At 49.3% G+C, this 13,239-nt stretch carries 13 protein-coding genes; 1 reads left to right on the top strand and 12 read right to left on the bottom strand.

Translation table 11 applies throughout. The features are described 5' to 3' along the window. Nucleotides 1–31: 31 nt before the first annotated feature. Entirely contained in the window at nucleotides 32–577 is a 546-nt protein-coding gene (locus MUB35_RS21795) for an ATP-binding protein (RefSeq protein ID WP_033139858.1), read from the bottom strand. A gap of 101 nt (nucleotides 578–678) precedes the next feature. On the opposite strand from MUB35_RS21795, the gene MUB35_RS21790 reads away from it, so the two are divergent. Continuing rightward, nucleotides 679–1,341, top strand: a complete 663-nt coding sequence (locus MUB35_RS21790; protein ID WP_033139859.1) for a Crp/Fnr family transcriptional regulator — start codon at nucleotides 679–681, stop codon at nucleotides 1,339–1,341. A 104-nt stretch (nucleotides 1,342–1,445) separates the two neighbouring features. On the opposite strand, the gene MUB35_RS21785 is transcribed toward MUB35_RS21790, so the two are convergent. The 11 genes from MUB35_RS21785 to MUB35_RS21735 form a co-directional block, all read right to left on the bottom strand. Next, entirely contained in the window at nucleotides 1,446–2,540 is a 1,095-nt protein-coding gene (locus MUB35_RS21785; protein ID WP_052099016.1) for a KamA family radical SAM protein, read from the bottom strand. A 257-nt stretch (nucleotides 2,541–2,797) separates the two neighbouring features. After that, the gene (locus tag MUB35_RS21780) at nucleotides 2,798–3,436 is read right to left on the bottom strand and encodes a GNAT family N-acetyltransferase (protein WP_227245733.1); all 639 of its coding nucleotides are present in this window, start codon (nucleotides 3,434–3,436) and stop codon (nucleotides 2,798–2,800) included. Between the two features lie 186 nt (nucleotides 3,437–3,622). Further along, nucleotides 3,623–4,384 carry a MerR family transcriptional regulator gene (locus tag MUB35_RS21775; protein WP_033139861.1) on the bottom strand — a complete coding sequence of 254 codons (762 nt, stop codon included), beginning with the start codon at nucleotides 4,382–4,384 and terminating at the stop codon, nucleotides 3,623–3,625. Between the two features lie 62 nt (nucleotides 4,385–4,446). Then, a complete protein-coding gene (locus MUB35_RS21770) occupies nucleotides 4,447–5,781 on the bottom strand; it encodes an MFS transporter (protein WP_244806840.1) in 1,335 nt (444 codons plus the stop codon). Beyond that, on the bottom strand, nucleotides 5,778–7,730 hold the full coding sequence (locus tag MUB35_RS21765) for a putative bifunctional diguanylate cyclase/phosphodiesterase (RefSeq protein WP_103732560.1): 1,953 nt from the start codon (nucleotides 7,728–7,730) through the stop codon (nucleotides 5,778–5,780). Before MUB35_RS21765 ends, MUB35_RS21770 begins: the two co-directional genes overlap by 4 nt. Nucleotides 7,731–7,876: 146 nt before the next feature. Beyond that, entirely contained in the window at nucleotides 7,877–8,812 is a 936-nt protein-coding gene (gene fba, locus MUB35_RS21760; protein WP_033139863.1) for a class II fructose-1,6-bisphosphate aldolase, read from the bottom strand. Between the two features lie 18 nt (nucleotides 8,813–8,830). Beyond that, nucleotides 8,831–10,057: a 6-phosphofructokinase gene (locus MUB35_RS21755; RefSeq protein WP_244806839.1), complete on the bottom strand. Its 1,227-nt coding sequence runs from the start codon at nucleotides 10,055–10,057 to the stop codon at nucleotides 8,831–8,833. Nucleotides 10,058–10,093: 36 nt separating this feature from the next. After that, nucleotides 10,094–10,531, bottom strand: a complete 438-nt coding sequence (gene rpiB, locus MUB35_RS21750; RefSeq protein ID WP_054351469.1) for a ribose 5-phosphate isomerase B — start codon at nucleotides 10,529–10,531, stop codon at nucleotides 10,094–10,096. Between the two features lie 145 nt (nucleotides 10,532–10,676). Then, a complete protein-coding gene (locus tag MUB35_RS21745) occupies nucleotides 10,677–11,405 on the bottom strand; it encodes a FadR/GntR family transcriptional regulator (RefSeq protein WP_033139866.1) in 729 nt (242 codons plus the stop codon). Nucleotides 11,406–11,508: 103 nt separating this feature from the next. After that, nucleotides 11,509–12,267 carry an SDR family NAD(P)-dependent oxidoreductase gene (locus MUB35_RS21740; RefSeq protein ID WP_033139867.1) on the bottom strand — a complete coding sequence of 253 codons (759 nt, stop codon included), beginning with the start codon at nucleotides 12,265–12,267 and terminating at the stop codon, nucleotides 11,509–11,511. A gap of 31 nt (nucleotides 12,268–12,298) precedes the next feature. Further along, the gene (locus MUB35_RS21735; RefSeq protein ID WP_103732611.1) at nucleotides 12,299–13,234 is read right to left on the bottom strand and encodes a transketolase family protein; all 936 of its coding nucleotides are present in this window, start codon (nucleotides 13,232–13,234) and stop codon (nucleotides 12,299–12,301) included. Nucleotides 13,235–13,239: the final 5 nt, after the last annotated feature.

Here is a 13,239-nt window from a genome sequence, read left to right as displayed (position 1 = left end):
AGCACTTTTTCCATTCAATACCGCATAACTGCTATATCAAATCTCCCTGTGTCGTTACCGTTACCACCTGAAATGGTATTTCCTTTTCTGATCTTGAAAGGGCATTTTTCACTGCGCGCTCGATTCCGCCGCAGCATGGAACCTCCATACGCACCACTGTTACACTTTTTATATCATTTATCCCCAGGATCTCCCCCAGTTTTTCGGAGTAATCCACACTGTCCAGCTTCGGGCACCCAATCAGAACCACTCTGTCTTTCATAAACTCCCGGTGGAATCCCGCATAGGCATAAGCCGTACAGTCAGCCGCGATCAGCAGGTCGGCCCCTTTAAAAAAGGACGCTGCCGGAGATACCAGTTTTATCTGTACGGGCCAGGGGCGGGAGCCGCTCTCCTCAAAGGCTATGGCCCCTGTGGGACATACCGGAAGGCAATCTCCGATGCCGTCGCATAATTCTTTTTTCAAAAGCTTTGCCTTGCCGTTCACCATACCGATGGCACCCTCATGACAGGCACTTGCGCACAGCCCGCAGCCATTGCATTTGCTCTCATCTATCTGAACCAGTTTTCTTGCCATTGCAATTCCTCCTCTGTTCTTGTCTTTTCATGGATAATATACTATAATTAAAAAAATCATTCTGTTGTAGGTACAACAAATAAGAAAGGATTCTAACATTTATGAGTGAATTTCCCGTAAAAGAATTAAAACACTCCCCATTATTCAGAGGAATCACTGAGGATGAACTCACCGCCATGCTGGACTGCCTGTCGGGAAGTATCCGCCAATATAAAAAGGACGCCTCCATCTTCCGGTGGGGTGACCGAATCTCACAGATTGGACTTATCCTGAAAGGTAATGTACACATAGTCAGGGAAAGCTACTGGGGAAAGGAATCTCTTCTGGCCAGACTCGGCCCGGGGGACCTGTTCGGTGAAACCTATGCCTGTGTTCCTCAGGCAACCTTTGACGGGACAGCGCTTGCCGCTGCTGATACGGAAATCCTGTTTCTGGATCTGAAGCGCGTGCTGACCACCTGTTCCTCTGCATGCCGCTTTCATACCAAACTTATTCAGAATCTGCTGGGCGTTCTGGCGGAAAAAAATCTGCATTTCTCCCGGAAAATAGACTGCCTGACGCCGCACACCATCCGTGCCAAACTGCTGGAGTATTTTTCCCAGCAGATGAGGCTTCAGAGCTCCAAAAAATTTACCATTCCCTTTAACAGACAGCAGCTCGCTGACTATCTGTCCGTTGACAGAAGCTCCATGACCGTTGAATTATATAAAATGAAGGATGAGGGGCTGATCGACTTTGATAAAAATAATTTTACGGTCTGCTGAGATTCCCTTTTGCGGCACAGGTACAAAAAAACTGCCATAAAATGAAAAATAAACTTTCACATTTTATGGCAGCTTTACTGCTGTACATTTCCGTTTTTTCTTTTTTAATCCAGCCAGCACTGTCCCTCACCGATTTTGCTGGTGAAGATACGTCCTCTGTCCTTCTCGTACTTTGCCTGATGATACTTGAACAGCATATTGCCGTCCCCTGTCTCACCCAGAATCTCAATCTTGCCCGTCACATGGGAAAGGACATAGCGGAAGCATTTTCCCTGGCCGCTCTGCATCTGTTTTGCACCTTCCACTACACGGTAAGCTTCATGGAGAGGTACCTGGAACTGGCTGTGTACGCCTGTTACCGGCCTGCACTGGAATACGTAGTAGGGAATAATCCCCATGGCTGTAGTTTCCTGCAGAAGTTTTCCCAGAACCTCCGGCCTGTCATTCACCCCTTTTAACAGCACGGTCTGGTTTTTCACCACGATCCCCGCACGCATCAGTGTATGTACTGCTTCCCTGGCCTCAGAGGTCAGTTCATTGGGATGATTGAACTGGGTCACAACGTAGATCTGTATTTTCTTTCCATACTCTGTCAGCATGTCCACCAGTTCAGGGTCTGTTGTGATCCTCTGGGGAAGCACTACCGGTGTCCTGCTGCCGAAGCGGAGCAGGTTCAGATGTTCAATCCCTGAAAACTCCTCCAGATACTTTCTGATGGTCCCGTTGCTGTTGAGGAATGCATCACCGCCGGACACAAGTACATTGTTGATCTCCTTGTGCTCCCGCACATACTGTGCCATATCACTGATATACTCCGCGATCTCATCCCCTGACAGGCCCACAAGACGCTTGCGGAAACAGTGGCGGCAGTACATGGCGCACTGGTTTGTGGAGAGTATCAGCACTGTGGCATCGTACTTATGCTGCATTCCTGTCATGACAGTGTTGTCGTGTTCACCGCTGGTATCCATCTCACCCCCTGCTTTCAGCTCCGCGTCCGCCGGGATGCAGAGTTTCCTCACAGGGTCCTCTGGGTCATTTTCATCCACCAGAGACAGGTAATAAGGATTCACAAACATGGGAAACATATCCTGAATCTTACAAAGCGCAGGGAGTTCCTCCTCCGTTATATGCAGGCGTCCTGCAAGCTCCCTGACATCATCGTATCCGTTATCCAATAACTCTTTCCAATCTGTCATAATCATGTCTCCCCTTTCATCTTCCTGACAGCCGAATGCTGCCTTTTATCACATTGTAAACACTGTATAAAAGTATTGTACTAAATTTCTTTTAAGATTTCATCTATTTTCCTTTAATTTTTATGCAATATTTACAAAATGTTTATATTTTCCTGCATGATTATGGCAAAAGTACCGTTTTTCAACGGCCTGTTACGCCCGCCGGACCATGATTCCTTCCCCGTAAATGTCCCGCGCCCGGTAAACTGAAAGCCGGCCTAAAAGTTATATTCATATAAATACATCTCCAGTCGGAACCTCTGTCCGCCCGGACTTACCAGCAGTTCTCGGCAGTCCAGGCGCTCAAATTCCTGACTTTCATAGAATTTATAGTTACAGGTATTATCCGTATAGACATAAATGTTCTCCGCGCTTTTTGCCCGGAAATAGCCCCTTAACTGTCCCCACAGTTCTTTTCCCACACCGCAGCCCCTGACGGTCTTTGACACGGCAAAGAACACCACCTCACCGTCAAATTTCTTTCCGCAGCTCTCCAGCATATCCCTGTCCGTTTTCTCAAATCCCCGGAACTGCTTTGCCACTTTCCTTCCGTCTCCGGCCATCATCAGCCTCAGGCCGCTGAAAAAACTGCTTATATGCATTCCCGGATTCATTTTCCTGTCCTTCCCGTATTGTCCCACAATGATTCCCACGACCCTGTCCCTGCAGACTGCCACCCTGGCATAGGTTTTCTGTGCCAGACAGCCCCGCAGATATACCTTTGCCATCTGTTTTGCCGTGGACGGCCTGTCGCAGATACTGTCATAGTTCCATGTGTCCCTGATAATCTTCTCGATATAGGGATAATCCTTTCTCTCCAGATCCCTGTATGTTACATTCAGCTTTCTCTGTTTCATCTTTCCACCTCATTAAGTGCCGCACCCTTTTTTTCCGGTACCCGGCTTTTTTGCTGTTATATGACATTCTAAATGATACAGCTACTGTAAGGTCAAGAAAAAAACTATGAAAAATGCATGAACGTAACGTAAAAAGGCATGGAACCCGGCTATACCGCCGGGCCCATACCCTTATCCCACTTTCTCTCAGGAACAGTAAATGTTCAGCGCATCTCTGAGAAATTCCGCCGCTCCGTCCTGAACCTTGTCGTAATATGCCTTAAACCTCTCATCCGCGGCGTACATCTCACCCATCTCTCTGTGGGCCTCCCTGGAATACGCGCCGTCTCCCCAGAACATGCAGAGCCACTGTCTGTGCAGGTCGCAGGCCTTCTGCGCAGTCTCTCCTGCGGGACTGCCGTCCTCCATGGCTGCCTTCAGGGTTTCCAGAATCTCCTTACTCAGCTCCTCCTGCCTGTTCCACTCTTCCCGGCTCATACCTGCAAGCCTTTCGTTGGATGCATCAACAGCATCCTCCCCATAGGCCTTCCGCACCTCCCTGCCGTATTTTTCTTCATTTTCCTTTATCAGATCACGTTTAAATCCTTCAAATTTTTCTTCGTCACTCATCATCGCTCTTCCTTTCATAGAATCCAGAGTCTTCTTTACATTTGATATGAGAATCTCTGTCTGCCTTTTTTTCTGCAGAAGGGCTGTAAGATGGTCCTCCAGAGCCTTTTCCCTGTCAAATCCGGGATTTTTTATGATCTCCCTGATTTCCTCCAGCGGCAGGCCCAGCTCCCGGTAGAACAGAATCTGCTGCAGCAGATCCACCTGCATCTGCCCGTAGATGCGGTAGCCGTTTGGATTTACCCGTTCGGGCCTGAGTAATCCAATCTCGTCGTAATACCTGAGCGTACGCTTGCTGACCCCGGATATCTGTGCCAGCCGGTTCACTGTATATTCCATCTTTCCACCTCCTTCACCTGAAAGGATAAGGGTTTACGCAGCGTAAATGTCAATACTTTTTTTCAGGTAATTTTATTTCTTCTGTTTTCCAGGGCGTTTACCATGGCTCCATGCTTCTTATCCAGGTCAAAGAACAGGGCTGCCAGTATCCCCAGGCAGGAGAGGAGCACGGGGATCCAGAAAACATTTCCCTTGATGGCCGCCAGCGCTCCTGCTGACTGCACACCGCCCGCCGCATAACCTCCCGCCCCCAAAACAATGGAAGAGATAATGGGCGCAAAGGCGATTCCCAGCTTATTGGTGCACATCATCACAGATGTCATGATTCCCTGGGGACGTTCCCCTGTCAGGTACTCCACCTCATCCATGGTATCAGAGCACGCAGAGTACAGCGGCCCTGTACAGAGATTGGAGGCCACGCCGCAGAGGAAGTTAAACACGACCTGTCCCGCTACATTGCTGCCGGAAGCAGCCATGCCCAGTATGGAAAGTATCATACCCAGACTTCCAAGCACCATGCATTTCCGGTTTCCCACCCGGTCCAGCACCTGTCCGATGAACGGCGAGCTGACCAGCATGGAAATAGGTGACATGGCAAGAAGCAGGGTTGCCAGGTCTTCATTTTCCAGCACATATCTGGCATAGTAGACGATTCCGGAAGTCCGCAGCGTAAGCGCGCAGGTGATGAGAAGTGCGACCACACACAGAGCCATCCAGGAACGGCTTCTGACCGCATAGCGCAGCTCGTCCGTAATCTTCACCTTGTCACTCTGCACGGCGATCCTCTCCCGGCATTGTACAGTACAGTTCATAAGAAACACTGCACTGATCACCGCAAATACAAGTCCCGTAAAAATATACCCTTTTCTGCCGCCCCCCAGAAACGCTACAAGGGGAAGGGTACAGGCATTGGATATCATGGTTCCCACCCCGATCCCCATAAGCTTGTAATTATTGATGCTTCTCCTCTGCTTCACATTTCCGGTCATCATGGACAGAAGTGTCCCGTAAGCCGTGTTGTTCACCGCATACAGCACACAGAATGTCAGATAGGTAAAAAAAGCGAACGCCGTCTTTCCCGCTGCCGATACATCCGGTACCGCGAACATCAGAAAGAAAAACAGCATGAGCGGTATGGTCGTTGCATACAGAAAAGGCTTTGTCCTGCCCAGCCGCGAGTGTACTTTGTCAATCGCCACGCCGGTAGCGAGATTGGCAAATGCCTCTATGATTCTGGCCGCACCCAGAATAAGCCCCACTGCAGCCACAGAGATGCCCACTGTGTCTGTGTAATAATAGGACAGGTACGCCGATGTAACCCCAAAAGTAACGCAGTTGGCAACATCGCCGCCGCCGAAACTCAGCTTCTCCATTGTTGTAAGCTGTCTCATTGTCATGGTTGAATCCCCCGTATCATTTCCTGTTTTGCCTGCGCATTCCTGATAAAAGCAAAGGCCTCCTCCTCCGGAAGCGGTTTTGCAAAATAAAAACCCTGGATGTAATCAATCCCGCAGCTTTTTACAAACGCCTCCTGCTGGGCATTCTCCACTCCCTCCGCAAGAACCTGGAGCCCCATCTCGTGAAAAACAGTTGACAGGCTCTTAACCATGGCTGCCGTCTCCTTTTTCTCCATGGCAGACCAGACAAGGCTCTTGTCCAGCTTGACGGTATCCAGGGGAGTGTTCATCACGGATACGATGTTGGAGTAACCTGTTCCGAAATCATCCAGCTCGATCAGAATGCCCCTCTGCTGCATTTCCAGGGCGAACTCTTCTACTGTCTCCGCATTGTCGGCAAGTATGCTCTCGGTTATCTCAATCTTGATCTTGGAAAAAGGTGTATGGTTTGCCTCAATGATCCCCTCCACCTTTTCCGCCAGCCCAATCTGGGAAAACTGCTGTCCGGAAAAGTTCACATGCACTCCGTCAAACTCAATGCCGTTCTCAGACAGCCGGTTCACAAATTTGCATACCTTATCAAGTATCTGGTAGGTGATCTCCACGATCATCCCTGTCTCCTCCGCAACAGGAATAAACTCATTGGGAAAGAGAGGGCCAAGGGGAGAATCCGGTATGCGCAGCAGAGACTCTGCAACCGTATATTTACCTGTGGCTGTGGAAATGATAGGCTGATAATAGACAGAAAAGCTGTTGTTCTTCAGGTTTTCCTCCAGTATCTCCACTATTTTCCGGCGCCTTCTCAGGGAGGCAAGCATCTCGTGGCCGCAGTAATAGACATTCGTGTCAGATGCCGCCTTTGCCATGGAGACAGCGTATTCAATCCCGCTGATCAAATCCTCCGCTGTGTTGGCGCATTCCGGATATCCCACAACACCGATGACCGCCGGAATGACACAACTGTTTTCCCCTGATATCCAGGGCTGCTGCATTCTCTGCTCCAGTTTCTTCACATTATGACTCATACTGGCATCAAACGGCCCATAAGACAAAATGACAAACTCATCGCCGCCGAAACGGTACAGACAGTGAGGTTCTGAAATGCTTTTAAGGTAAGATGCAATCTCCTGCAGAAACAGATCCCCGTTATGCTGCCCATAGGTATCATTGATCCGCTTAAATCCTCTTAAGGAGAGGACCGTGATATTAAAATATTTGGACTTTCTGATCAGCAACTCTATCATTTTAAGGAACTCCTGCCGGTTGGGCAGCCCCGTGAGATAGTCTACGGAATTTTGTTTGTTCTGGAGATAGAGATAAATGATCAGCAGCGCGCAGGTCGCCGCCGAGCCGGAGAGGATCACAGTGGGATAAAGCTGCTGTACAATGATGACCAGCAGTGCGATCATGGGAAATATGACAAGTATCCTTCTGATCGCCGGTTCCATATATTTTCTCCATATCACAACCACCGCCATGGCTGCCACACCATACAGATAAAAGATAATATATGTAACGGAGATCAGAGGTCCCCGTGTATATGTGCCGTCGGGGCAGATGCTGAATAATACATTTGAAAACAGATTCATGATCACCAGCAGGAAATACACTGTCCCGGGCAGAGATGTCCATATAATGATCTTCATGGTATTTCCTTTATTTTCAAACACAGCAGCCAGAGTGTAGAAAAAATAAGCCATGCCCATGAGAGGGGTGGCAACAAAATAAACCGTTGTGACCAGCCAGGTCAGAAAACAGGGGAATTTCTCAGGATAGGCGATCATGACTGTTGACGCAATGTTGAAGGACATGGCGCAAAAAGTCACAAAAAAGCAGAACTGAAACAGACGGTTCCTGAGTGAAGGAACCAGATTACTTTTCCTTGAATAAAACCAGATGATGATAAGGTTGATTTCGGAAATACACTCCGCCACTATATTCCAATGCATAACTTTTCCTCGATTATGTGCGACTTATAAAGTTATTTTATAATTATTCCTTTACTTAATCAACCTATAAATAAAAAATCGTACACGGAAACAAACCGATGGTTCCGGCTGAGATCCGTCTAAACCATCGGTTTGTTTCGTTCAGGTCAGGCCTTGTGGTCACTGCCCAGAACATTCACTATCTTATGTGCCACCAGTTCTTTGACATTGGCTCTTCCGGCTTTCAGATATTCCCTGGGGTCAAAGGCTGAGGGCTTCTGCGCCAGTACCTGCCGGACGCCTGCTGTCATGGCAAGGCGCAGGTCTGAATCAATGTTTATCTTGCACACAGCGGATTTTGCAGCACGGCGAAGCATATCCTCCGGGATACCTATGGCGTCAGCAAGTTCTCCTCCGTTTTCCTGTATGATCTTCACATACTCCCGGGACACACTGGAGGCTCCGTGGAGGACAATGGGGAAATCGGGAAGGCGTTTTGTGATCTCCTCCAATATATCAAACCGGAGCTGGGGTTTCTGGCCCGGCTTGAACTTGAAGGCGCCGTGGCTGGTGCCTATGGCAATGGCCAGGGAGTCCACGCCTGTGCGCTCCACGAACTCCTGCACCTCATCGGGATGCGTGTACATGGCGTCAGAGGCGTCCACTTTTACATCGTCCTCCACACCTGCCAGTTTTCCCAGTTCCCCCTCTACCACTACACCTTTTTCGTGGGCATATTCCACTACCTGTCTGGTGATCTCCACATTCTTTTCAAAATCGTACTGTGAGCCATCGATCATGACGGATGTAAAACCGCCGTCGATACAAGCCTTACAGGTTGCAAAATCCGGGCCGTGGTCCAGATGGAGGGCCATGGGGATATCATTTTCTATGAGGGCAGCCTCCACCAGTTTCACAAGATAGGTGTGGTTGGCGTATGCCCTTGCGCCTTTGGACACCTGGAGGATGACCGGAGACTTCAGCTCTCCTGCCGCCTCAGTGATACCCTGTACGATCTCCATATTATTTACATTGAAGGCTCCGATGGCATAGCCGCCCTCATAAGCTTTCTGAAACATATCCTTTGTTGTCACTAATCCCATGATAAACTTCTCCTTCTCCTATTTTCTGCAGACAAACAGCGGCAGGCCGTCCTCATCCACGGGGACCTGCACGTTTCCTTTTACAAGCGGTTTTGCATATGTCAAAAATTCCTCTCCCAAATCTGTCCCGTCACCTGTGATCCAGGACAGGGGAACCGTTTTTTCCCGGTTGCAGATATGATCCACATCCTCCAGACCACAGGACAGGCTGTAGGGTGCATCGCTTTTTCTGATGAAGGAAATCATTTTGCCTGTTTCCCCCTCAAGAGCTGCCTGCACACCGTATCTGCCTGCCATGACAGCCTCCTGCTGGTCCGCGGCTGACAGCATGGAGACAGAGCAGCGCTGGCTTACATTTAATTCCACGGAGCGGGCCTTCACACCCAGTCTTCCCCGCACCAGACGCTCCAGGTATTTCCCGCAGCCTGCCAGCATCTTGTGGCCAAAACTGTCCAGTCCGGCCTCGCTGTCGTATTCGCATACAAATACACCGTCTTTGTCACGGATTCCCTCTGAGACGCACACGACCACCGCATTGTTCACGGAAAAGCACTCCTCCACCTTTTTCAGGAACGCCTCCTGGTCAAAGGGCACCTCCGGCAGATATACGAGCAGAGGGTTGTCTCCCCTGAATTTCCTTGCCAGCACCCCTGCGGCTGTCAGCCAGCCTGCATGACGGCCCATGATCTCCACGATCGTGACGGACCTGGTGTCATATACGCCTGCGTCAACGCAGATCTCCCGCACTGTGGATGCCACATATCTGGCAGCGCTGCCAAAACCCGGCGTATGGTCTGTGAGGACAAGGTCATTGTCAATAGTCTTCGGTTCCCCCAGCACTACAATACTGCTGCCCATCTTTCTCCCGTACTGCGACAGCTTGCTCACGGTATCCATGGAATCATTTCCGCCGATATAGAGGAAATATCCGATGCCCATGTCCTCAAACTTTTCAAACAGTGTCCTGTACACCGGGTCCTCCAGATCCTCCGGCAGCTTATATCTGCAGGAACCAAGATAGGCTCCGGGGGTGGTCAGAAGCCCTTTCAGCTCATCGCCCGGAAGCGCCTCGTCAAGATCCAGGACTTTTCCCTTTAAAAATCCTTCAATTCCGTTCACCATGCCGAAGCATTTTCCTATCTTTTCCGGGTGCAGCCTCGCCTGGGCCGCAGCACCGTATAGGCTGCTGTTGATGACAGCCGTCGGCCCTCCGGACTGGCCGACCAGTATATTCTTTAACTCCATGATCAAAAATACCTCCGTTTTTCACAGCCTGTCTGTTCAGGCTTTGTCCCCTTCTATCAGATCAATTCTCCTCTGGTGCCGTTCGGCCCCTGAAAATTCCGTGTGGAGGAACGTATCCGCGATCTTCACCGCCAGGCCGGGCCCCACCACTCTGCCGCCCAGGGCCAGGACATTGGCATTGTTGTGCTGCCTGGTGGCCTCCGCGCAGAAACAGTCCGTACACAGGGCTGCCCGGATACCCGGCACCTTATTGGCAGCTATGGAGATTCCGATGCCGGTTCCACAGATCAGGATTCCTTTCTCACAGGTGCCGCTCTTTATGGCGTCTGTCACTTTTCTGGCATAGACAGGATAATCCACTGCATCCCTGCCCTCACATCCCAGATCTGTATATTCTATATTTTCATCTTTCAGGTAACGGATGATCTCCAGTTTCAAATCATATCCGCCATGGTCACATGCGATGGCTATCATGGGTCTCCTCCTTCTCTCGTTACATATTAATGTAAAAATACCCCGTCCACTCACCGGAGTGCGTCTGCATACAAACATACTCCGGGCAATGAATGGACAGGGCATCAATCAAATGGCTGTAAGCGGAAATTGTTTTGAACGAGGGCTATTTCTCTGTATCCGTAAATGGAATATCAGCAAAATATGTTTTTCTTACAGCCGTATTCAGATTGTCTGTTACTTTGTTTGCCATCATCTCATAGATTTTCTGGTGCGCCTCAAATAATTCCCGGCCTCTTCCAGTCTTGATCATTGTCTCCACTGTCTTCATCCTCATGGAATATGTCAGCACCCGCACCACCTGGTTGATCTTATTCACCAGGGGATTCTTTCCCATATCTGATATGGTATTATGGAATTCATTGTCAGCCAGGAAAGCATTCTCTACGTTCTCCGGCCCTTTTTCTATCTCTTTCTCCATGCGGTTCAGCTTCTCTTTCAGTATATGTAAATCGGCCTCCTGAATCTTCTGCATGGCGAGCTGCATCACACCAACTTCTATCAGTTCACGCAGTTCCATAAGATTTTCATATGAATCCTCTTTGTCTAAAATAATACCGTAAATCATAGGGTCTATCATGCTCTCAGAAAATCCCTCACAGACAAAGGTTCCCTCTGCCCGCCTGATTTCAAGCACTCCCAGATATACCAGGATCTTAATGGCCTCCCGGATGGAATTTCTTCCCACACCCATGCTCTCAGCCAGTTCCGCCTCTGTGGGAATCTTATCCCCGGGGCGCAGTTCCCTGTTGAGCATGGCCTCCGTCAACGCATTGATCACCTGCTGCACTACCGATTCACTGTTTACTTTCTTTAAATAACTGATGTTCTGCATTCTACTCACCCCTTTATCGGTTTATCCTACAACCAACATACTACCATAAAAATCAGATTTTGTCTATTACAGCCGGATAAAATAAGGGGGTGTCTGCATTTGGTTAATCCATATGGGAACCGCCGTTGATGTCGATCTCTTCGCCTGTAATATAGGACGCTTCTCTGGATGCCAGGAATACAATGGCATTTGCCACTTCCTGTGTCTCACCGGGGCGGCCCATGGGGATTCCGTCAATGATCTTATCTGCATCTTCTTTGGGAAGTGATTTCCAGATCTCTGTGTTGATCAGTCCCGGGCAGACACTGTTCACGGTGATGCCTTCTGCAGAGATCTCTCTGGAAAGGTTTTTGGAAAATGCAAGTACAGCCGCTTTGGATGCTGAGTAGTGTGCTCCGCCGAATACGCCGCCGCCTCTTTTGGCAGATACAGAGGACAGGTTAACGATCCTTCCGTATTTCTGGTCACGCATTACCTTCATGCACTTCTGTGTGCAGAGGAACAGGCCGAACATGTTGACTTCAAAAATCTTTCTCATATCTGCCAGTGTCATGTCCGCAACCGTCACCTTCTGGGAAATACCTGCGTTGTTAATCAGCACGTCGATTCTGCCATAGGCGTCCATGATGTCATCCACCATTTTCTGTACGGATGCTTCATCTGTGACATTTACGGTCACTCCCATAGCCTCTCCGCCCTCTGCCCTGATCTCATTTACGGTGTCCTGTACACCGGCCTCATTCATATCCGCAATCACTACGGCTGCTTTTTGTTTTGCAAAAGTTTTTGCAATGGTCCTGCCGATTCCTTTCGGTGAGCCGCTTCCTGTTACGATTACTACCTGTCCGTCAAAATCAAACATTTTCTTATCCTCCTGATAATTCTTCTCATACTTATTTCACTAATTCTTTTGCTGTCTCCACAATATTTTCCACTGTGATTCCGTTCATTTCCAGCAGCCTCTCATAAGGAGCAGACTGTCCGAACTGATCCCGGATACCGATGCGTTTTACCATGCATCTGCCTGTCTCTGCTGCCACTTCGCTGACTGCACTGCCCAGGCCGTTCATGATGTTGTGGTCTTCCACTGTGATGATCTTACCGGTCTCATTTACACACTCCATAACCGCATCTGTGTCCAGAGGTTTGATGGTGTGCATATCCAGCAGTTTCACGGATACACCCTGTGCCTCTAACTGCTCTGCCGCTTTCAATGCGATGGAAACAGTATCGCCGTTGGCAATGATAGAAATATTTTTTCCTTCTTTTAATTTGTTGGCTTTTCCAATCTCAAACTCCGCGTCTTCCGGGTAGATGACCGGGATCGCGTCCCTTGTAAAACGCAAATACACAGGCCCTTCATATTCTGCCGCTGCTTTTACCAGTTTTTTTGCTGCATGATAATCTGCAGGCATGAGCACGGTCATGTTGGGTATGGTGCGCAGAACACCCATGTCCTCAATGCTCTGATGGCTTGCGCCGTCATTGGCAGGGGTAACGCCGCCATGGGAGCAGGCGATCTTCACATTCAGTTTCGGGTAACAGATTTCCTGGCGGATCATCTCGCACATCCTCAGGGAACCGAATACCGCGTAGGTCACTACAAACGGGACTTTTCCGCAGGTCGCAAGACCTGCCGCAACACCGGCTGCGTTCTGCTCCGCTATGCCCACATTCAGATACTGCTTGGGAAGCTGTTTGCGGAACTCTCCTGTCTTGCAGGATTTGCCTATATCTACGTCCACTACATATATATCATTGTCCAGTTTGCCCAGCTTTACAATCTCTTCACCAAAGCCATCTCTGGTCGCTTTCTTTACTTCGCTCATATTCT

It is taken from the genome of Blautia sp. NSJ-175, from assembly GCF_022867815.1.
GTDB classification, from domain to species: Bacteria; Bacillota; Clostridia; order Lachnospirales; family Lachnospiraceae; genus Blautia; species Blautia celeris.
This window is presented reverse-complemented; position numbering and strand designations above follow the sequence as displayed.

Coding starts and splice junctions, on each gene's coding strand:
- MUB35_RS21755 (WP_244806839.1), bottom strand. CDS start 10,057: ATGGAGTTAAAGAATATACTGGTCGGCCAGTCCGGAGGGCCGACGGCT.
- MUB35_RS21745 (WP_033139866.1), bottom strand. CDS start 11,405: ATGCAGAACATCAGTTATTTAAAGAAAGTAAACAGTGAATCGGTAGTG.
- rpiB (WP_054351469.1), bottom strand. CDS start 10,531: ATGATAGCCATCGCATGTGACCATGGCGGATATGATTTGAAACTGGAG.
- MUB35_RS21765 (WP_103732560.1), bottom strand. CDS start 7,730: ATGCATTGGAATATAGTGGCGGAGTGTATTTCCGAAATCAACCTTATC.
- MUB35_RS21740 (WP_033139867.1), bottom strand. CDS start 12,267: ATGTTTGATTTTGACGGACAGGTAGTAATCGTAACAGGAAGCGGCTCA.
- MUB35_RS21770 (WP_244806840.1), bottom strand. CDS start 5,781: ATGACAATGAGACAGCTTACAACAATGGAGAAGCTGAGTTTCGGCGGC.
- MUB35_RS21790 (WP_033139859.1), top strand. CDS start 679: ATGAGTGAATTTCCCGTAAAAGAATTAAAACACTCCCCATTATTCAGA.
- MUB35_RS21775 (WP_033139861.1), bottom strand. CDS start 4,384: ATGGAATATACAGTGAACCGGCTGGCACAGATATCCGGGGTCAGCAAG.
- MUB35_RS21785 (WP_052099016.1), bottom strand. CDS start 2,540: ATGACAGATTGGAAAGAGTTATTGGATAACGGATACGATGATGTCAGG.
- MUB35_RS21780 (WP_227245733.1), bottom strand. CDS start 3,436: ATGAAACAGAGAAAGCTGAATGTAACATACAGGGATCTGGAGAGAAAG.
- MUB35_RS21795 (WP_033139858.1), bottom strand. CDS start 577: ATGGCAAGAAAACTGGTTCAGATAGATGAGAGCAAATGCAATGGCTGC.
- MUB35_RS21735 (WP_103732611.1), bottom strand. CDS start 13,234: ATGAGCGAAGTAAAGAAAGCGACCAGAGATGGCTTTGGTGAAGAGATT.
- fba (WP_033139863.1), bottom strand. CDS start 8,812: ATGGGATTAGTGACAACAAAGGATATGTTTCAGAAAGCTTATGAGGGC.